This is a genomic window from Synechococcus sp. R5-13, assembly GCF_047462015.1.
Lineage (GTDB): Bacteria > Cyanobacteriota > Cyanobacteriia > Thermostichales > Thermostichaceae > Thermostichus.
The window spans coordinates 1-18,856 of record NZ_JANSIL010000105.1 but is presented as its reverse complement, the minus strand read 5'-3'; the positions used below and the strand labels follow the sequence as shown (position 1 = coordinate 18,856).

Below are 18,856 nucleotides of genomic sequence, written 5' to 3'. Positions count from 1 at the left end.
ACAGTTCCTCTGCAAGGCCTACGGCCCGCTGACGCGATGGGGCCCAGCTTCTGATCTTAATCTGGCTCTGCTCACCCATTGGTGCAACGCCCAAAGCTCCTGCACTTTTGTGCCATGCGAATCCCTCCAGCAACAAATCTTGCCGTCAGGGTGGCCGCTTGGAACCACGGGATCCCTCCTGCCGAGGCCATCGGCGGTTAGGACGGACATGGCGCAGGCGGTTGCCGGGAAGTCCGTGGCAGCCAGACGGCCCCAAAGCATCCTATACTGTTGCGGCTGTCCTAATCACGCTGTCCGAATCACGAGGAACCTGCCGCTTATGTCTGAGCTTCTCCCTTTGCCTTCCCTCCAAGACCGGGTGGCTGTGGTCACCGGAGCCAGCCGGGGCATTGGCCGGGCGATTGCCCTGCACCTGGGGGCCATTGGAGCAAAAGTGGCGATCAACTACGCCCGCTCCGCTGCCGAAGCCGAGTCCCTGGTGGAGGAGATCGCGGCCCTGGGGGGAGAAGGGATCCCTGTGGCCGCCGATGTGTCTTGCCCAGAGGCGGTGGAGAGCCTGTTTGCCCAGGTGATGGAGCGGTGGGGTCGGGTGGATGTGCTGGTGAACAATGCCGGCATGGCCCGCGACACCCTGCTGCTGCGCATGAAGCCAGAAGATTGGCAGGCGGTGCTGGATCTCAACCTGACGGGGGTCTTTCTCTGCCTGAAGGCAGCCGCCAAGATCATGGTGAAGCAGCGCCAGGGGCGCATCATCAACATCACCTCGGTGGTGGGCTTGGTGGGCAATGCCGGCCAGGCCAACTACAGCGCCGCCAAAGCAGGGGTGGTGGGCCTCACCAAGACAGCAGCTCGCGAGCTGGCCAGCCGCAACATCACCGTCAACGCCGTGGCACCGGGGTTCATCACCACCCAAATGACCGAAAAACTGGATCCTGGCCCGATTTTGGCGCAGATCCCCCTGGGGCGACTGGGATCCCCGGCAGAAGTGGCGGGGCTGGTGCGTTTTTTGGCGGCAGATCCGGCGGCGGCCTACATCACGGGACAGGTTTTTGCCATCGATGGTGGCATGGTGATGAGCTAGGCACTCTACCACGCCAGGGCTAGGCCATCGGCACGGGGTTCGGAAGCCGCAATGAAGTGATCCCCATCCCGCAAGAGGATCTGTCCCCGGCCAAAAAGACCGTAATCCTCTTCTGCCTCCACCACCTGCACCGCATGGCCGCGGGCGGAGAGTTCGCGCACCACCTGGGGCGGCACCGTGCTCTCCAGCGCCACCTGCGGGATCCCTTGATCCAACAGCACTCGCCAGCGGGGCGCATCCAGAGCCGCCTGGGGGTTCAGGCCGTAATCCACCAAATTCACCACCACCTGCACATGGCCTTGGGGCTGCATTGCCCCCCCCATGACACCAAAAGGGCCGAGGGGGATCCCTTCTCTGGATAGAAAAGCGGGGATGATCGTGTGGTAGGGGCGCTTGCGGGGGCCCACCTGGTTGGGATGGCCGGGCTCCAGGGTGAAACCCGTGCCGCGGTTGTGGAGAGCAATGCCCGTGCCCGGAACCAGCAGACCACTGCCGAAGCCATCGAAATTCGACTGAATCAAAGACACCATCAACTCACCATCAGCTGCAGCCAGGTAAACCGTTCCCCCCTCCGGCAGCCCTGGCTGGGCCAGGGGGATCGCCTCCCTCCCGATCAACTGCCGCCGCCGCTGTGCATAAGCCTTATCCAGCATCTGGGCAGGACTGACCCGCACATACTCCGGATCCGCCACCTGTCGGCTCACATCGGCAAAGGCCAGCTTCATTGCCTCAATCTGCAGGTGATAGCGCTCGCCGGCATCGTAGGAGATCCGACCCAGCTCAAAACCCTCCAAAAGGTTGAGCGCCATCAAAGCGGCAATGCCCTGCCCGTTGGGGGGGATCTCCCAGACGGTGTAGCCGCGGTAATCTGTATGGATGGGTTCCACCCAATCGGCCTGGTGCTGGGCCAAGTCAGCGGGGGAAAGAAAGCCGCCGCTAGCTTCCGAGAAAGCCAGCAACTTCTCCGCCAGCTCCCCCCGGTAAAAACTCTCACCCCCGCTGTGGGCAATGGCCTTCAGGGTTTGGGCATGCAGGGGGCTGCTCCAGCGCTCCCCAGCCCGTGGGGCACGCCCTTGGGGAAAGAAAACGGCCTTGAAGGCGTCGTGGCGGGGATCTGGCAGGGGCAAATAGATGGACTCCGCCGCCTGCCACAGTTGGGCCACCCGGGGAGAGACCGGAAATCCCTCTTGCGCCAGACGAAGGGCAGGCACAAACAGACGCTCGAACGGCAGCTTTCCCCAGCGCCGGTGCAAGGTCTGCCAAGCGGAAACTGCCCCCGGCACCGTCACCGCTAACCAATCGTAGGGGGGGATCCGCCCATGGTCCCGGTACCGCTCCGGCGTCAGGGCGGCTGGGCTGCGACCGGAAGCATTCAACCCGTACAGCTGACCCTCCTCCCCCCCCTCCCACACCAGAGCAAAGGCATCGCCGCCAATGCCATTGGAGGTTGGCTCCACCACCGTCAAAGCCACCGCCATTGCCACGGCTGCATCCACAGCATTGCCGCCCGCCCAGAACATCTCCATGCCCGCCATTGCCGCCAAAGGTTGGCTGGTGGCCACGGATCCCTGTCTGCCCATCACCACCCGTCGCCGCGAAGCAAACGGATAGCGATCCAGGGCCTGCCGCAAAAAAGTGGGTGCTGGCATATCGCTACGCGACGCTCTCGCGAATGGGCTGGGCTCCCTACACAGGCAGGTTATCGCTACGCGACGCTCTCGCGAACAGGAGTGCGGCCAACTCCGCAAAGCTGTCCACCACCACATCTGCCCCGGCGTGGCGCAGTTCCTCGGCGGTGAAAGCCGTGGTGAGGCCCACCGCAAAACAGCCAGCCCCCTTAGCGGCGCGGATCCCATGGGTAGAATCTTCAATCACCCAACACAACGCCGGATCCAACCCCACAGCGGCAGCCGTTTTCAGGTAAGGCTCTGGGTCGGGCTTGGCCCGCTGAATGTCTTCGGCGGTAATCACCGCGTCAAACCAGCGGTGCAGGTCGAAGCGCTGGAAAATCTGCGCTTGATCCCGGCGGATGGCCGAAGTGGTGACGGCCAGGGCAGAAAAGCGCTGGCGGCTGGCCGCCAAAAACTCCAGCACCCCCGGCACCAGGGGTACCTCTGCCAGCAGCTCGCCAAAAGCCTTGGCCTTTTCCTCGATCAAGCGCTGCACCAGCAGGGGCCGTTCTGCAGGTGGGGTGTCCGTCTGGTGTTGGACAAGGTACTCGAACATGTCGCGGTCGGTGCGCCCCTTGAACTGCAGGGAGATGGGGGCCAAATCCAGGGATAGGTGGCAGCGTTGCAGGGCAATGGCCCCGGCGCGGGCATGGATTGGTTCCGAATCCACAATCACCCCGTCCATATCGAAGAGCAAGCCGGCAGTCACGTCAGCCTTCCCCTGTTGTAGGCACAGCACTTTGGATTGCATAGACATTATCGCTACGCGACGCTTTCGCGAATGGGCAAGCACGGGACAGGGATCCTCTTAACAACCCTACTGCCCCGTCTCCATCCCCCACCCGCAGAAGCGGCTGGTGATCTGCCAGATGGGATCCAACACATCCGTCAGGGCGTGGTCACTCTCCACCGCCACCAGTTGGGCCCAGGGGCGACGGGCCACATAGTCTCGACTGGCTTGAATGGGGATGGTGTCGTCTTGGATCCCGTGCACAATTAGGGTGGGCACAGGCCGTCGTAACCCCCCATCCGGGTAGCGCTGGGCATCGGCGACAAAGCCGTACTCCAAAGGGAGAGGGCGGCCTTCTCCGTAGTGAAACACCATGAGTTGTCCGGTTCGCTGCCAAGTCTCCACCGCCTCTGCCCCCAGCCGCGGCAGCCAATGGCCTAAAAAGCCAAAGGCCGGCGCCAAGAGCACCAAGCGCTGCACGCAAGGTTGTCGTTCGGCAACCCAAGCAGCCACCAGGCCCCCCAAGCTAGAGCCGATGAGGGTGACAGGGGGGTAGTTCATCTCGGCAAGCTGGCTGGAAACCTGCTGGATCTGGCGGGTCAAGGTGAGCTGGGCAAAATTGTCCTGGTTCAGATCAGGCACCTGAACAGGGATCCCCACCTGCTGCAGCCGCTGCCGAAAGAAAGTTGCCTTGGCCGACTGCGGCCCAGAGCCGAATCCATGCAGGTAAATCGCCAACACGGAAAGGGATCCCTATGGCCCTGTGGCTGCCGAGAGCCAGCCCGCCCCCAACACCACGCTGATGGAGAGGAAAAGGGTCGCTACCGTCCAGGTGATGCGGTTGAGGTTTTGCTCAGCACTCTTGGAGCTGGAGAACAGCTGGGCCTGCCCGCCAATGCCCGCCAACCCATCCCCCTTAGGGCTGTGCAGCAGCACCAAGATCACCAGCAAGATGGCCGAAGCCGACCAGAGAAACTCGAAAAACGCTTCCATCGCAGCGGATCCCTGTAGGGCAAGTTGCTAAGGCCATTATCGCTTGGAACCGCATCTTAGCGCACCCTGTCTCGGCATCGCTCCCATTTCAAACTCAACTCGTTCAAACTCAACTCGGCAGGCCCAGACCCATCTACTTGCTTCTCAGGTGGAACGGGTGCTGCTCCTTCTGGGGGTGTTGCTTTGCCTCAAAAAACGACCCCAAACGGGGCCGCTCGGTCTTTTCCGAATCTCTATGGAGATCTCCAGAGGATCCCCACCTCACCTACAAGGGCAAACAGTATTCACCTCAGTAGCTTACGCCCCGGTAGGTCAGGGGCTGATGAGGGTGAGGCATCGCTTTCTTGCTGGTGTGGTGCACACAGAAGGCTTGACCGCGATACTGAGCCTGCAACTCCTCATCGCTGAGCTGAGTATGCGCAGGAACGTAGTCAAAGGTGTTGCCACGGAAAGAGAGTTTCATATATCGCCTCCATCAACGAAGGGTTGAGTTTGTTGTCGTTGGGCCCTACGCCACGGAAAGAGTGGCGCGATTCAGTTGAGGCGCGTTCCTTCGGGAAGACCCCTACTTCCGTCTCTGCACAGCTCCAGGCCACTGGTGAGCCAACTGCAGAGATGAACGATTTATCCTATGTCTGTATCATAACTTACGGTTTTGCAGGTTTTTTGGGGGATTTATAGAAATTTAATCCGGCCATACCCGCAAAAGGGATCCCTTGCCGTCGGCTCTTCCGCGGCTTCTCGGGCCTGACTGGGCAATCACCTATGCACTTTTCGGAATAGATTGCCGCAACCGGTTCCGGGCCCAGGGCACCAATCCCGTATTCGGCCAGTCTCCGCAAAATTCTGATTTCTTCTATTTCACCGCCTGCGCAAGTGCCTGCAGCCCTGCTCGCAGACGTTCCTCGATGTCGGCCTCTAGCTGTAGTGTTCCGGCAGCGTCCAACTGAATTTGAGAACTCAGGATATAAACCCCTCTCAGGATGTGGGTTGCCCCCATCACCGCCAGCACAGGTTTCATCGCAAAGTCGATGGACAGCAGATGGGCCAGGGTTCCCCCGGTGGCAATGGGGAGAATCACTTTACCGGTAAAGGCGTCTTGATCCAGCAAATCCAGCAGTGCCTTCAACACACCTGGATAGGAGGCTTTGTAAACGGGAGCAGAGATGACGATCCCGGTAGCTTGGGCCACCTTTTGCTGAATTGCCTTGAGTTGAGGGCTATCGAACTTGGCCAGTGCCAGATCCTCTGGGGGCAAATCCCGCACCGAAACAAACTGAGTGGTCAATCCCAGATCGGACAGGATCCCGGCAGCGTGATGTAAAACGGCTTCTGAGCGAGAAGGAGTGCTGGGACTACCGGAGAGCAGGAGGATGCTGGACATAGGCCGCAGACAGAATACTGCCTCAGTTGTACCAGGGATCCCATGTGAAAGATGATTAACCCACTCTCGCCCTGCCCCAGCATGCACGATAGCTTTGTCTCTCGACGTCATTCCCTGCTGGTCAAATTGCGGGCAAAATATGCCCCCCCCCAACTCCCCACCTACTCAAGGGGTCGGGAACGTGATAGGTTAGATTCAGCAAGGGTTTCAGCTTGCTAAACTTGAGATTGATTTACGCGGGCGTAGTTCAGTGGTAGAACGCTAGCTTCCCAAGCTGGATGTCGTGAGTTCGAGTCTCATCGCCCGCTTTCCCCAACCAACCGGCAAAACCCGCTTTCCGCAAGCATTCCTGGGCTTGGCCTAGTCCGGGAAATCAATGAGCTCAAGGTAAAAAGGGGTAGTTCGGGGTCAGTAAGATCTCCTTGGCCAGTGCCCAGTTAGGCAATGAAGCATGCAACTTTACGAGTACGACTTCTATGCCTGGACGCAAAAGCAAGCCGCACTGCTGAAATCGGGGCAGTGGGATCAACTGGATATCGCCAACTTGGTGGAGGAAATCGAGGCTTTGGGCAGGCAAGAACGCCGGGAATTGCTGCACCGGCTGGGGATCCTGGTAGGGCATTTGCTGAAGTGGCAATTGCAACCCCACCTGCGAGGCAAAAGTTGGCGGGCAACGATTACTGAACAACGCCGCCAGATCCAGCGATTGCTCAAAGACAGTCCCAGCCTCAAGCCCGATCTTTCGGCAGCCCTGCAAGAGGCTCACCAGGACGGGATCCTGTTGGTGGTGAGAGAAACACCATTGTCTGAAGCAGATCTGCCTGCCCAGTGTCCCTACACATTTGAGCAGGTGATGGATCCCGACTTTTATCCTGGCAAGGAAGATCCCCAGTGATCTGCTCAGCCCCCGGAACCAGAACCAGGGAGGGAGGGATCCCGACCCCGGTGGGTCTCCATCTGGCTGTCCACTACCCGTCGCAGCACTCCGTTGACGAAAGCAGCGGCCTCAGGATCCCCGTATTTTTTGGCCAATTCTACAGCTTCGTTGATGGCAACCTTCACGGGGCTGCTGGCCAGTATTTCCATCTCCACCACCGCCAGGCGCAGGATATCTCGTTCGATCCGACCAACCCGCTGCAATTGCCAACCCACCAAAGCCTTTTGCAAACGAGCATCAATCGCCTCCTTGTGGGTTCGCAGGGCAGTTAACAGTTGCAAAGCGTAGGCGCGCACTTCTTGGGATTGGGCAATGTACAACAGTTCCGGCATGGACAGGGCAACGCCCACCCGGTTGACTGCTCTTTGGGACAACTGGACAACCTCATCCAAGATGTGGCGGACGCTGTGCAGCCGCTGTTCCAGGTGTTCTAAGGCTTGGCCGGCGTTGCCGAGGGCCACTTGCACCTGCTGGATTAGCTCCAGCAATTCCCCCCGTAAGGCATTGGGGTCAGGAACGTCCGCCTCCTTCAGAGTGATTTCCAGGCGCTGCAGGTGTCGTTGGGCCTGCTGAAGGCGGAGGGTGACGGAGCGGGATCCACCCTCTTCCTTGGGATCCGAATCGGCCAACAATAGAGGATCGCTCTCGTGCAACAAACGGTCGCTGCGCTGGATTTCCGCCGCCGCTGTGGAGAGGGTTTCATGGGTCTCTTCACTCAGGGCGCGGATGGCTGCCAGCAGCAAGTCCTCCAGTTGTTTTTCGCTCAGTTTGGCCGCCGTGGCTGGCAGTTGATTGACCCCCAGCAGGGCCAGTTCGCGGGCAATACGCCGAGGTTGCATTGCAGAATATCCATAGCTTCTGAAAGACTGCCCCATTGCCGCAAGGCGGCGCGCAAGCGCTATCGGGCTTAGCCATGCTAGCAGGTTGCCAATCCATGAAGAACGAGAGACTCACCCGGTCAACCGGCCCTAAAACTGCGACTTAACACCCGAAACACCAAAGATGAACTCTGCTCTGTGCCAAAGCGAGATTGGCTGGATACCGAGAGGGTGAGCCGTCGTTTGCTGCGGGTGATGCCCACATACAGCAGCCGCAGCCGCTCCGCTGCCAAGTCCAAAAAGGCTTGCTTGGTGGCCGAGTCGGCCTGCAGATCCCAGCCGCCTTTGGGGCTGAGCTGTCGCAACTGAGCCAGGGCCTCTGCCTGCATATCCACTTCATCCAAAAACTTCAGCCCCAGGGTTCGCTCCCCGTACTGGGTGGGAAACTCGTAGGCCGACACCTGGGGGATGAACACCTGATCCCATTCCAGCCCCTTGGCCCGATGCAGAGTCGTGACAGTGATGCTGCCCGGCTCGGGGTCGAAGGCGAAGATCTCCGAAGGCAAGTTGTTGAGGCGGTGATCCAGAATCACTTGAAATTCTTGGGCGATCTCCTGCCAATCGGTTTCGGGCAGGGATCCCAGCACCTGCTCCAGCTGATCGATTACATAGCGACCCACAAACAGCTCTTCCGGCTTGCGGTAGAGGCTTTGAACGATCACATTCAGCACCTCCGGCCAAGGGGAGCGCCCGGCCCGGAGCCAACCGGCAAGGGTGCGCAGCAGCCTGCCCAAGTTCTGCCAAGGCGGGCCATCGGGCAGAGCGGGAGCCTCACCAAAGTTGGGAAATAGCAGCCGCTCCGGCAGAGAGGCGCGGATCCAGCTCAACATCGGTCCCAGTTCAGCACGTGGGATCCCCGCCCAATCCGCCAAGCAATCCACAGCAGCAGCCAAGCGAGTGGGGGCAGTGGGCTGGGCAAACCAGTCGATGATTCCCTTGAGCTGCAACAACACCCGCCGCTGACTGGGACTGCCCCGCAACAGATCGATCACCCGCTCCGCTCCCATTTCCTGGAGATAGCTGAGGGCTTTGCCCCCCAGCTCGTTGGTGGTGACCAGAATGGCCACCGTTTGGCCGGGAAAAGCTTGGGCGGCTGCAATGGCCTGCCGCGCCACCTGTTGCAGCTCCTCTTCCGGGGATCCGACAACCCGCAGAAAGTCCACACCACCCTCGCTGGCCGGGGGGTTTTGGCCACCGGAGGTGGCCAGTTGAATGGGCTGGGGGGCCAGAGCGGTGCGCAAAGCCGGGATGGGGTGCTGCTGATTCACCCACTCCACCAGGCGGTTGGCCAAAGCGATGATCTGGGGGGCGCTGCGGCTGGATTCATCCAAGAGCACCACCTGAGGACTGGCCTGGCAAAAGGCGCGAAACAGCCGCGGCTCGGCGCTGGTAAAGGTGCCCATGATGCTCTGGTTGGGATCCCCCACCCGCACCAGGTTGCCGGTGCGTTGGCTGAGCAGCCGCAGCAGCTCTTCCTGCAGGGGGGAACTGTCTTGGGCCTCATCCTCGAACAGGTAGTCGTACCAGTTCTGCACCTGCTCCCGCAGCTCTGGACTGCCCTCGATCAAATCCACTGCTTGCCAGCCCAGGTCGTCGTAGTCTAACTTGCCCAGGCGACGCAATTCCGCTTGATAACCGGCGTAGATGGGAGCAGCCCAGCCCAGATAGCCCTCGCTGGGGATCACTTCTGGCCCCAGGCGCAGATTCTTGGCCCTGCTGATGACCACCTGCACCATCTGCTGGAAACTGCGCCGGAACTGGGCTCGGTTTTGGGCGATCTTTTGCGGGTTGTTGTCGCCGGGGATCAGCGGCTCCCAGAGCTGAGTATGGCGGACGAGCCAAGCGCGGCACAGGCGGCTGAGCAACCGCTCCTGTTCGTATCCCTCCAAAATAGACAGCTCCTCCCAACGGCTGGGGGCCTCCCGCAACACCCGCAACGACAAAGAATGCAGGGTAAAGGCCTGGGTAAAGCGATCCGGATACCCCGCCCGTTGCAAACGTTGATTGATGCGGCTGATCAAGTTGCCCCGCGCCGAACGCATGTAGGTGAACACCCCGATGCGCTCCGGTGGGATCCCCCGATTGAGAATTAAATCGGCGATCAACAGCTCCAGAATAAAGGTCTTGCCGCTCCCCGGAACGGCGGCGATCCCCAGCGGCCCCGATTGGTAGGCCAACGCCTGTTGCTGCGCCGGACGCAGGGTGACCTCAGGAAAGGGAGAAGAAGCCAGACCCAGCATGGGATCCCTGCCTAGCCCAGGATAAAGGTCTCGATGGCCGCCGCCACCCCGTCTTCTGTTACAGAAGGGGCGATCCAGTCGGCATGGGGCAACAGAGCAGGCGAGGCATTTCCCATCGCCACCCCGATCCCCGCATACCGCAGCATCTCAATGTCGTTGTCGCCATCGCCAATGGCCATCACCTGCTCCGCCGACAACCCCAGCATTTCCTCGGCCAAAAAACGAACGGCATTGCCCTTGTTCACCGCCGGATGGGTAGCCTCGAGAAAAATCGGCTCTGAACGGGTGAGGTAGAGCTGGTCAGGGGAATACCGCCGCCGCAGGGATCCCTGCAATTCCTGCAGGAACTCGGTATCCTCAGAAACAGCCAGGATCTTGGTGGGGCTTCGTCCGTATTGGGCGGAAGAGAACATCTGGAACGGCACCTGAGAGCGCTCAGCATAGGCCTGACTGAGAGGGCTCAGCTCCCGTAAGTAGAGCTGGTCATCGATGTAGAGGTGAACCCCCACCGGCTGATCCTGCAACGCTTGCAACAACTCCTCGGCCAGCGGCCAGTCCAGGCTCCAGTGCTTTAGGGTCTTTTGGCTATCGGGATCCCGAATTAAAGCCCCCTGGTAGCTGCATAGGGGCATATCGGCCCCAATCGCGTAGTGGAACCGCTCGGCAGAACGATGCATGCGACCCGTAGCGATGGCTACTCGCACCCCTGCTGCTTTGGCCTTCTGAATGGCCTCCCGAACCGGCTCTGAAACCTGGTTGGAAGGCCCGGCAATCGTGCCATCGATATCCACCACCAACAGCCGAATCTGGGCACGGGGTGGAGAAGATGCCCGCTCTCTTTCCTCGGCTTGGACGTTAGCCTGAGTTTGCATTGCTGTTGTTTGCCCTCCTCCTGGCAACCTTCCAGACCGTAGCATGGCTCTGCCTCGATTGGTTGACGGTCATTGGCCGGCTCAGTACACAAAGAATCAACACAGAAGAATTGAACAAGTGAGATGGCCGGGTGGGGGATCGGTTTCCGCCCCTATTCCCGCCAACGAGAAAGCGTAGAATTAAGAAAGACTAGCCCCGTGATGGACGAAAACATTGTGATCATGCTGAAACGAATCGGTCGCGTCTGCCGGCCTCTGCTGGCCATTGCCCTGGCCTTGACCTTGGCCCTGGCTCCCATAGGCGCTGTTTGGGCACGCAGTGGCGGTCGCATTGGCGGCGGATCTTTCCGGTCTCCGACGTTCTCTGCCCCCCGCTCGATTGGCCCGCACTACTCAGCTCCTGTCTACCCCAGCTATGGAGGCGGCTTTGGTTTTCCGCTGCTGGTGCCCTTTTTCTGGGGAGGGGGGGGTGGCGGCCTGCTGACGCTGCTGCTCTTGGTTGGGGCAGGTAGCTTTTTGGTGCAGACGCTGCGCTCGGGGATCAGATCCGAAGAAGGGGACGATAGCATTGGGGTTCGCGATCCCCAGGTAACTGTTGCGCAGGTAAAAGTGGGACTGCTGGCCAGCGCCCGGCAACTGCAGAAAGACATGAACGCCCTGGCTCTGGAGGCGGATACTCAGTCGCCAGAAGGGCTGAGCCAACTGTTGCAAGAGGTCACCCTTGGCTTGATGCGCTACAGCGACTACTGGGCCTATGGCCATGCCCAAGCGGAGAAGCTGCCCCTCTCCCGCGCCGAATCCCTGTTCTATCAAGCCTCTTTACAAGAACGGAGCAAGTTCAGCGTCGAAAGCCTCAGCAACCGCAACAACCAGATCCAACAAGTCTCCCAAGCGGCGCTGCAGCGATCTGCTGCTGGGATCCCAGATGTTGGCGAGTACCTGCTGGTAACTCTACTGGTTGCGTATCGTGGTAACTTGGGTACACTACCTGTAGTTAACTCCATGGCGGATCTGCGGCAGTGCCTGTTGCAGCTGGCTTCGATTCCGGCAGATCGGATTGTGGCCATCGAAGTGCTGTGGACGCCGCAGTTGGAGGGAGACACCCTGTCGGCAGAGGCGCTGTTGACCGAGTACCCGGAAATGCGGCTCCTTTGAGAGCCTTTGGGCGATAGACGGCAACTGTTGGCTGAGTGTCTCAACTCCTCGGGATCCCCGCCGCTCAGGCTAGGGAGGTTGTATGTCCGGGTTAGATGCTTCAGCGGGCAGAGGCCGTCGTTCCCCTTGGGCATGGTCTGGCCAAGTCAAGCAGGCAGATTCTCTGTTGGATGAGCTGTTCGAGGATTTGGAGAACAGCTTGGAAGAGGGGCTGTCAGAAGCCGGCGAATATCCTTACCTCGGCACACGGCCCCCACTGCCTTCCCGGCGCTTCTCTGCTGCCGGAGGATTACTGCTGGGTATGGCTTTGGCCGCTACCTTGGTGGCAGGTCTGGCTTTTTGGATGACCCTGCGCCCGCGGGCGGTGGTTTTTTCGCAGGCCACTCGGGATCCCTTGGCTGAGGCACCCAATTCTTCCCATTCCGATGCTCACCAGGAGCCCTTGCTTCCCACTGCTGCTGATGTGGATGAAAACCCCAAAGCTCCACCTGAGGATTCTGCAAAGGCTGTCTTGGTCGAACCGGCAAAACCGCCGACTGTTGCCGCTCCTCTTGCTTCAAGAGGGGCTGGTCTTCCCTCTCCCCCCAGGGTACCTGCGCCTCCGGTGCCAGCGCGGATCCCACCCCAGCCTCTGCCGCAGATGAAGCTGGTGGGATTGATCCACGATCCAGGTGCCCCCAAGGCTCTGATCTTGATCGACAACGTGGTGCGGCAGGTGGCTGTTGGCCATGCGGTAAAAGCAGAGTGGCGGGTTACCGCCATCAGCCCCTACGGTGTGAGGGTGAGCAATGGCGCTCAAAGCGTTACCTTGCAGTTGGGGCTGTCGCAGCGGATCTGAATCACCTGGATAGGGATCCCTGCTGGGTTGAGCAGCGCCTGGAGGGTGGGAGATTGGATTGAAGGAGAAGGGGCAGATGAAATTCGCCAAGCTGGGGCGAATGAGCCGCTGCAGAGTGGGAGTGGGCTTAGTTCTGGGATACCTCTGTCTCGGGCTGTTGGCTTGTCGCAGTACACCCCCCTTGTCAGAATCCCCCTCTGGGATCCCGGCGGCCTATGCTAGCCGCCCGCAACTGCAAGGGAAGGCAGTGGTGGAGATGGAGGTGCAAACTGCTGAGGGGGTAGGCAAGGTGATCTTGGCGATCCACGGGGAAGCGGCACCCCTGACCGGCGGCCAGTTCGTGGATTTGGTTCAGCGGGGCTTTTACAATGGCCTCACCTTCCATCGGGTGGAAAAGGATCCGCAGCCTTTTGTGGTGCAGGGTGGGGATCCCCGTGGTGACGGTACAGGGGGTGCAACAGAGCCGGGGAGCAACCGCCTGCGCACCATCCCCCTGGAAATTCAGCTGCGTGGGGAACCCTACCCCCGCTACAACACCTTGATCCAGGATCCCGTTGCTTTGAGTAAGCTGCTCTTGCCCCATCGCTTGGGGGCGGTGGCCATGGCCCGTTCCAGCCCACTTGACTCGGCCTCTTCCCAGTTTTACATCACCCTCGCTGCTCTGCCGATTTTGGATGGGCGCTATGCCGTGTTCGGCTACGTCATCGAGGGGATGGAGTGGGTGGATCGCCTGCAGGTGGGAGATGTGATCCGCTCGGCGCGGGTGTTGGAAGGAGCGGACTTGCTCAGGGTTCCGGGATCCCAACCGGAAAGAGCAGATCAGATGGAGGATCCCGGCAGTTTATGATGGGCAGCAACTCTGCTGCTGGTTTGGTTGTTGTGGCTCTGGCTTTTGCCTTGAGGAAGGGCAAGTTTTGCCCTCGTCCCCTCCGCCAACACCTGGGCACCCTTTCATGCAAGAAGACGCTTTTTCCCCCCTTGAGCCCCTAGACGAGCTGCCACCTCACTCGCCGCCGGAGGTGGATGTGGAGCTGATGCTGCAGCAGTTGCAGGATCCGGATCCCTATTTGCGGATGCAGGCGGCCCGCGCTTTTTGTGAGATCGAAGAACCCCGCGCCGTTAAACCCCTGCTGGCCCTAGTCCGGGATCCCTGCCCGTTGGTGCGGGTGGGAGCGGCCTATGCCCTAGGTCGGAATCCGGATCCCGCTGAGGTGGAGGTGCTGATCGAGGGCTTGCGCTGGGATTGGAACGGCTATGTGCGCAAAGGCTTGGTGTGGGCGTTGGGCAATGCCAAGGATCCGCGGGCGTACCCGGTGTTGCTGGAAGTGTTGGCCGGGGATATCGCGGCAGTGCGATTGTGGGCTGCCAGTGCCCTCGGACAATTGGCTCAGGCGCAGGCGTTGCCCGGCCCGGCATTGGATGAGGTGGTCGCAGCTCTCTGCCGGGGCTTGGCTCAAGATCCAATCGCAGCGGTACGCGGCAACTGTGCCTGGAGCTTAGGGATCCTGGGGCAACAGGTGAAACTGGCTCTCGAGGATCCCATTGTTTACACGATGCTAACAAGGCAATTGCTGACCAGCGCCAGTCGCGATCCCGATTGGGGGGTGCGGGATGACGCGCGGCTTGCCCTACAAAAGTTGGCGGATCCCGATTTGCTGGAGCAACTGGATAACCTCAGCTGATCGTTATAGTCATTTTTAAACTAGATTGAGACACTCCCCAAGCATTCCACGTTGCTGCCCCTACTCCCAGCCTCGGTGCCAGAGGGAGAGGGGAGCTAGACGAAAATGTTTCATTCCCGTTTAACGAACCAGATCGAGTGTCACCGAACCAGATCGAGGAGCCAAGCAAAGTAGAAGCGGCTGCGAATGGTTTGTCGCTGCTGCACTTTCCAGCCCCATTCGGTTAATTGGCTCACCAAGGTCGCCTCTCGGTGTTGATAGGCGCGGGTGGTTTTGCTGGGGCCGGGGAAGAACTCTCCCACTTTCTTCAGCAGCGTCAGCCAGGGGGTTTTGGGGGCAAAACTGAAGATCAGGCGGGACCGAGCCAGGCGGGTCAGGTGCTTTAGCATGCGCAGGGCCTCGGCTTCGGGGTAGTGGATCATCACATCAAGGCAGATGACGACATCGTATTCCCCCGTCAATTCCTCCAGATCCGAGACCCAAAAGTGTGGGTTGTCTGTGGATCCCAACTCCATTTGCTGGCGGCGGCGTGCTTCGTTCACCATTTGTTCCGAGATGTCGCTGGCGAACACCTGCGCCCCTCTGGTGGCCAAGGGCAAACTGAGGCTGCCCACCCCGCATCCGGCATCACAAATGCGTAAACCCGAGGGATCCCCCAACCACTGCAACACCGTCTCTACTGTGCGAGCATGGCCAAGGCGGATGTCTTTTTGGACGAAATTGACTTCTTCTTCACCATAAATGCGCCGCCAGCGCTCGAAGCCAACGGAGTTGAAGTAATCGCGGACAATGGTTTTCTCTTGCATAGAACTTCCGGCTAGGGATCCGGCGAGAGAAAAGAGGAACGCCCTGCTCTGTCGAGACCCGGCATTTCTTCACCCATGCGCATCTCATTCTACCCCGAGCCCCCGTAGCCCTCTGCACGGTTGCTCTAGGATTGTATTAGAATTAGCCCGCACACCTTGGATGCTGCACCATGACCGAAGCTGAGATTGCCCAAGCGTTGCAGGCTCGGTTGGCTGCCCCGGTCAAAATCGCGGTCAAACGCCGCCAAGGTCATCTGCATGTTCTTCTGAATCGATCCTCCTCGGCCCGAGTGGACTACCCCCATCTCACGGAGCGGGTGCGGGTGGAGCTCAGGGCGTTGGGCTTGCCCGGCTTAGAGCAGGTCACGGTGTACGGGCGTGAGTCGGGACATTCTGAATACGAGTGGGAGCAAACGGCCCCCTTGTTGAACCCGCTGCTGGCCTCAGAAGAAACCACAGTTCTGTTGGAAAAAAAAGGCGATCGCCTACTGCAGGATCTGACAGTTGTTGCCCCGGATTCGGTCAACTCAAAGCCTGAACCTGCGCCGGAGAATCCTGTCGGGAAAACCGACATAGGCAGCAGGTCCCGCATCTCCTGGGTGTGGCTGGGGGGAGCTGTACTGATTGTTGGAATTGGGGTGATTCTTTTGCTGGTTGCCCTTCTCTGAAAGAGCTGGGTAAAGGTTCTTGTTCTTGTCTTGGGAAAAGCCTCAGGGAGCGTTGCCGAGGGTCGCCGATGGACTTTGAGAACGCCGGGATCCGGTCAATTGGGCTTTTTGCAAGGCATCCTGCAGCATTCGCTCCACCAACTCGGTGAACGTCCACCCCAGAGCTGCCGCCGCATCGGGACAGAGGGAAGTGGGGGTCATGCCGGGCAGTGTATTCACCTCCAACACCCAAGGATTTTCCTCGGGATCCACCCGCAGATCCACCCGCGCCAAGCCTTCGCACCCCAACGCCTGGTAGGCCTTCAGACCTGCCGCCTCACAGCGGGCCAACCCTGCCGGGCTGAGGGAACAGGGGATCAAATGCCGCGAGCCACCGGGTGCGTACTTGGCTTCGTAGTCGTAGAAGTCGCCTTGGGCGGGGATGATCTCAATGGCCGGAAGAACTTGGCCGGACAAGATCGAGAGGGTGATCTCCTTTCCGGGAACATAGCGCTCCAGAAAAATCCGCGACGAGACTGAGCGGGCCAACTCCAGCCCCTGAGCAAATGACCTCTCATCCCGGACAATGCTGATGCCCACCGTCGAGCCGTTGTTGCTGGGCTTAATCACCAGTGGGGATCCCAACTCTGCCGCACAGTCAGCCCAAGTGAGGGGGCTTTGGTCGTCCCAAACCTGCCAATCGGGGGTAGGGATCCCCGCGGCGCGAAAGATCTGCTTGGAGACCAGCTTATCCATGGCCAGAGCACTGGCCAGCGGCCCGGATCCCTGGTAGGGCAGGCCCAGCCAGTCCAGCATTCCCTGTACCACCCCATCCTCGCCACCAGGGCCATGCAAGGCAATCCAAACGAAGTCGCAGCCGGCTTGCCGTTCCTGCCAAAGGCGCAGAGGCAGATCCTCATCTGGGTCGATTACCTTGACCCGATGGCCCAGGTCCTCCAAAGCCCGTTTGCAGGCTTTACCCGTTACCCAAGAGACTTGACGTTCTGCCGAACGCCCCCCCGCCAAGACAACAATGTTCATGGCCTAACCCCAAAGCACTCCCCACCCTCAACAACCGGCACCAAGATACCAGCATACCTTCACCCTACCCTACGAAGGGGGCCGTCGGCGGCGCAAGAACTCGGGAATATCTAAGCCTCCAGACATCGGCGGCTCAGGCTCCGGAGGCTGTCGAGGCGGCAGCCCAGAGCCCGTGGGAGTGGGCTTGGGAACCCCCGACTTGTTGGAGGCAGAAACTTTGGTTGCAGCAGGGATGGCGGCTGGACGGGCTTTCTCTTGGAAACCGGTGGCGATGACCGTGATGCGCACTTCCCCCTGCATGCGCTCGTCTTGGACGGTGCCGAAGATGATGTTGGCCTCGGGATCCACTGCCTCGGCGATGATCTCGGCAGCCACCGTGACCTCATGCAAGGACAAATCCGGCCCACCGGTAATGTTGAAGAGGACACCTTTAGCCCCTTCGATGGAGGTTTCCAAAAGCGGCGAAGATACAGCGGTAATGGCGGCTTCGCGGGCGCGGGACTTGCCGGATCCCATGCCAATTCCCATCAAGGCAGAGCCGGCATCGGCCATCACGCTGCGCACATCGGCAAAATCCACGTTGATCATGCCGGGGATGAGAATGATATCCGAGATGCCCTGCACCCCCTGCCGCAGCACATCATCAGCAACGCGAAAAGCCTCTTGGACAGGGGTTTGCTCGGAGATCACCGAAAGCAACTTGTCATTGGGAATTACAATCAGGGTATCAACTGCCTCCCGCAGCGCTTGGATCCCTTCCTCGGCCTGCTTGCTGCGGCGTTTGCCCTCAAAGGAAAAAGGCCGTGTCACCACTCCCACCGTCAGGGCACCACTGGCTTTGGCAATTTGGGCGATGACGGGTGCTCCACCCGTGCCCGTGCCTCCCCCCATGCCGGCGGCAATGAAGACCAGATCTGCCCCTTTGATGGCTGCTGCTATTTCTTCGCTGGATTCTTCTGCCGCTTTCTGGCCAATAGCCGGGTTACCACCTGCACCCAAGCCTCGAGTCAGCTTCTGCCCAATTTGCAAGCGGTTCACTGCCGAGGACTGGGCAAGGGCCTGCGCATCGGTATTGACGCTCCAAAACTCGACGCCCACGAGGTTACTGGCCGCCATCCGACTGACCGCGTTGCCACCCCCACCCCCCACGCCTACAACCTTAATCTTTGCGGCATTGCTCGGCATGATCTCCTCTGGACGATCCGCCGCTCTGGTCTGAGATCCGTTCCTCTCATACTCGGCATGAGAGCCTTCTCCCCTGCGGCGCTCATTCCAATGGGAAGGCGCAGACTGGGCTGAACCCAACCCTTGCCCAGGATTGAGAGGATGGATGTCTGACCAATTGGATGGCATGTCAGCTCTCACAATAACTTAAATTCTGGTAAATATCGAATATGCTAGCTGATTTAATATAGAGCAACTCCCTCCAGATGCCAACGCTGCCGACGTTTGTGAATCTTCCCGCTGAATACGGCCCTCCTAAAGACGCCTGTCGGCAGAATCTCAGGTAGCCTTTCTTGCCTAGAGGCATTTCTCTCTGAACTTGTCTCGAAGCTTTTGTGTGTAAGAATAGGTGTTCTCGAATACTTAGACCCTTGCAGGGGAAGAAGGGTCCAAAGGGAGGTTTCGGTACAAGAGTCTGGCCCTAGTTAAGGCCCAGTTAAGGCGAAGAGTTCCCTATCCAGCCAAAGGCTGATAGAGCGCCACTTTGTAGAACTGAGGCTTTGGCATCCTGTAGAGATTCAGGGATCCGGACTTGCATTCAGCTAGAAATTGCAGGAGCCCCGCACTGTACCCGTAGGGTCGATGTCGGGAGGAATGCTATAATAACGCTGCGGACACCAGAAACGGTTGTTTAAGGCACTGGTAACGGTCGATTGGGGGTGCTGTAAACCACCCCAG

General features: G+C 59.7%; 19 protein-coding genes, 1 tRNA gene and 1 riboswitch. Of the genes, 8 read left to right on the top strand and 12 right to left on the bottom strand.

Annotated features, from left to right (window positions below; translation table 11 throughout):
• Positions 1-319: 319 nt before the first annotated feature.
• Complete coding sequence (gene fabG, locus NW840_RS08610) at positions 320-1,081, top strand: 3-oxoacyl-[acyl-carrier-protein] reductase (RefSeq protein ID WP_011433672.1); 762 nt, start codon at positions 320-322, stop codon at positions 1,079-1,081.
• A gap of 5 nt (positions 1,082-1,086) precedes the next feature.
• Here the strand turns inward: fabG and NW840_RS08605 are convergent, their stop codons facing one another.
• The 6 genes from NW840_RS08605 to ssuE all read right to left on the bottom strand — a co-directional run bounded on the left by NW840_RS08605 (position 1,087) and on the right by ssuE (position 5,858).
• Positions 1,087-2,730, bottom strand: a complete 1,644-nt coding sequence (locus NW840_RS08605; RefSeq protein WP_414343671.1) for a gamma-glutamyltransferase family protein — start codon at positions 2,728-2,730, stop codon at positions 1,087-1,089.
• A gap of 37 nt (positions 2,731-2,767) precedes the next feature.
• Entirely contained in the window at positions 2,768-3,502 is a 735-nt protein-coding gene (locus NW840_RS08600; protein ID WP_414343669.1) for an HAD family hydrolase, read from the bottom strand.
• A gap of 66 nt (positions 3,503-3,568) precedes the next feature.
• Complete coding sequence (locus NW840_RS08595; RefSeq protein WP_414343667.1) at positions 3,569-4,222, bottom strand: YqiA/YcfP family alpha/beta fold hydrolase; 654 nt, start codon at positions 4,220-4,222, stop codon at positions 3,569-3,571.
• 12 nt (positions 4,223-4,234) lie between these two features.
• Positions 4,235-4,474, bottom strand: a complete 240-nt coding sequence (gene secG, locus NW840_RS08590) for a preprotein translocase subunit SecG (protein WP_011433676.1) — start codon at positions 4,472-4,474, stop codon at positions 4,235-4,237.
• A gap of 289 nt (positions 4,475-4,763) precedes the next feature.
• Positions 4,764-4,937: a DUF4278 domain-containing protein gene (locus NW840_RS08585; protein ID WP_414343665.1), complete on the bottom strand. Its 174-nt coding sequence runs from the start codon at positions 4,935-4,937 to the stop codon at positions 4,764-4,766.
• Between the two features lie 79 nt (positions 4,938-5,016).
• Positions 5,017-5,098: riboswitch (Glutamine riboswitch) on the bottom strand.
• 232 nt (positions 5,099-5,330) lie between these two features.
• On the bottom strand, positions 5,331-5,858 hold the full coding sequence (gene ssuE, locus NW840_RS08580) for an NADPH-dependent FMN reductase (RefSeq protein ID WP_414331394.1): 528 nt from the start codon (positions 5,856-5,858) through the stop codon (positions 5,331-5,333).
• A 236-nt stretch (positions 5,859-6,094) separates the two neighbouring features.
• On the opposite strand from ssuE, the gene NW840_RS08575 reads away from it, so the two are divergent.
• Both NW840_RS08575 and NW840_RS08570 read left to right on the top strand, forming a co-directional pair.
• Positions 6,095-6,166 (top strand) — tRNA-Gly (locus NW840_RS08575).
• 143 nt (positions 6,167-6,309) lie between these two features.
• On the top strand, positions 6,310-6,753 hold the full coding sequence (locus NW840_RS08570; protein WP_414331397.1) for a DUF29 domain-containing protein: 444 nt from the start codon (positions 6,310-6,312) through the stop codon (positions 6,751-6,753).
• A 5-nt stretch (positions 6,754-6,758) separates the two neighbouring features.
• On the opposite strand, the gene nusB is transcribed toward NW840_RS08570, so the two are convergent.
• The 3 genes from nusB to NW840_RS08555 all read right to left on the bottom strand — a co-directional run bounded on the left by nusB (position 6,759) and on the right by NW840_RS08555 (position 10,785).
• Positions 6,759-7,634 carry a transcription antitermination factor NusB gene (gene nusB, locus NW840_RS08565; protein ID WP_414331399.1) on the bottom strand — a complete coding sequence of 292 codons (876 nt, stop codon included), beginning with the start codon at positions 7,632-7,634 and terminating at the stop codon, positions 6,759-6,761.
• Between the two features lie 119 nt (positions 7,635-7,753).
• Positions 7,754-9,913 (bottom strand): ATP-dependent helicase, encoded by a 2,160-nt coding sequence (locus NW840_RS08560; RefSeq protein WP_414343663.1) that lies wholly within the window; start codon positions 9,911-9,913, stop codon positions 7,754-7,756.
• 11 nt (positions 9,914-9,924) lie between these two features.
• Positions 9,925-10,785, bottom strand: a complete 861-nt coding sequence (locus NW840_RS08555; protein ID WP_414343661.1) for a Cof-type HAD-IIB family hydrolase — start codon at positions 10,783-10,785, stop codon at positions 9,925-9,927.
• 201 nt (positions 10,786-10,986) lie between these two features.
• Here NW840_RS08555 and NW840_RS08550 point away from each other — a divergent pair, with 201 nt between their 5' ends.
• From NW840_RS08550 to NW840_RS08535, 4 genes are all read left to right on the top strand, one after another.
• Complete coding sequence (locus tag NW840_RS08550) at positions 10,987-11,940, top strand: DUF1517 domain-containing protein (RefSeq protein WP_238376757.1); 954 nt, start codon at positions 10,987-10,989, stop codon at positions 11,938-11,940.
• Between the two features lie 82 nt (positions 11,941-12,022).
• Positions 12,023-12,778 carry a hypothetical protein gene (locus NW840_RS08545; RefSeq protein ID WP_011433684.1) on the top strand — a complete coding sequence of 252 codons (756 nt, stop codon included), beginning with the start codon at positions 12,023-12,025 and terminating at the stop codon, positions 12,776-12,778.
• Between the two features lie 76 nt (positions 12,779-12,854).
• A complete protein-coding gene (locus tag NW840_RS08540) occupies positions 12,855-13,625 on the top strand; it encodes a peptidylprolyl isomerase (RefSeq protein ID WP_414343659.1) in 771 nt (256 codons plus the stop codon).
• A gap of 106 nt (positions 13,626-13,731) precedes the next feature.
• The gene (locus NW840_RS08535) at positions 13,732-14,460 is read left to right on the top strand and encodes a HEAT repeat domain-containing protein (protein ID WP_414343657.1); all 729 of its coding nucleotides are present in this window, start codon (positions 13,732-13,734) and stop codon (positions 14,458-14,460) included.
• A gap of 140 nt (positions 14,461-14,600) precedes the next feature.
• On the opposite strand, the gene bchM is transcribed toward NW840_RS08535, so the two are convergent.
• Positions 14,601-15,266: a magnesium protoporphyrin IX methyltransferase gene (gene bchM / locus NW840_RS08530; protein WP_414343655.1), complete on the bottom strand. Its 666-nt coding sequence runs from the start codon at positions 15,264-15,266 to the stop codon at positions 14,601-14,603.
• Between the two features lie 170 nt (positions 15,267-15,436).
• Here bchM and NW840_RS08525 point away from each other — a divergent pair, with 170 nt between their 5' ends.
• Positions 15,437-15,934: a hypothetical protein gene (locus NW840_RS08525; RefSeq protein WP_414343653.1), complete on the top strand. Its 498-nt coding sequence runs from the start codon at positions 15,437-15,439 to the stop codon at positions 15,932-15,934.
• A 42-nt stretch (positions 15,935-15,976) separates the two neighbouring features.
• On the opposite strand, the gene NW840_RS08520 is transcribed toward NW840_RS08525, so the two are convergent.
• Both NW840_RS08520 and ftsZ read right to left on the bottom strand, forming a co-directional pair.
• Complete coding sequence (locus tag NW840_RS08520) at positions 15,977-16,954, bottom strand: D-alanine--D-alanine ligase family protein (RefSeq protein ID WP_414343651.1); 978 nt, start codon at positions 16,952-16,954, stop codon at positions 15,977-15,979.
• Between the two features lie 69 nt (positions 16,955-17,023).
• Positions 17,024-18,139, bottom strand: a complete 1,116-nt coding sequence (gene ftsZ / locus NW840_RS08515) for a cell division protein FtsZ (RefSeq protein WP_414343649.1) — start codon at positions 18,137-18,139, stop codon at positions 17,024-17,026.
• Between the last annotated feature and the right edge of the window lie 717 nt (positions 18,140-18,856).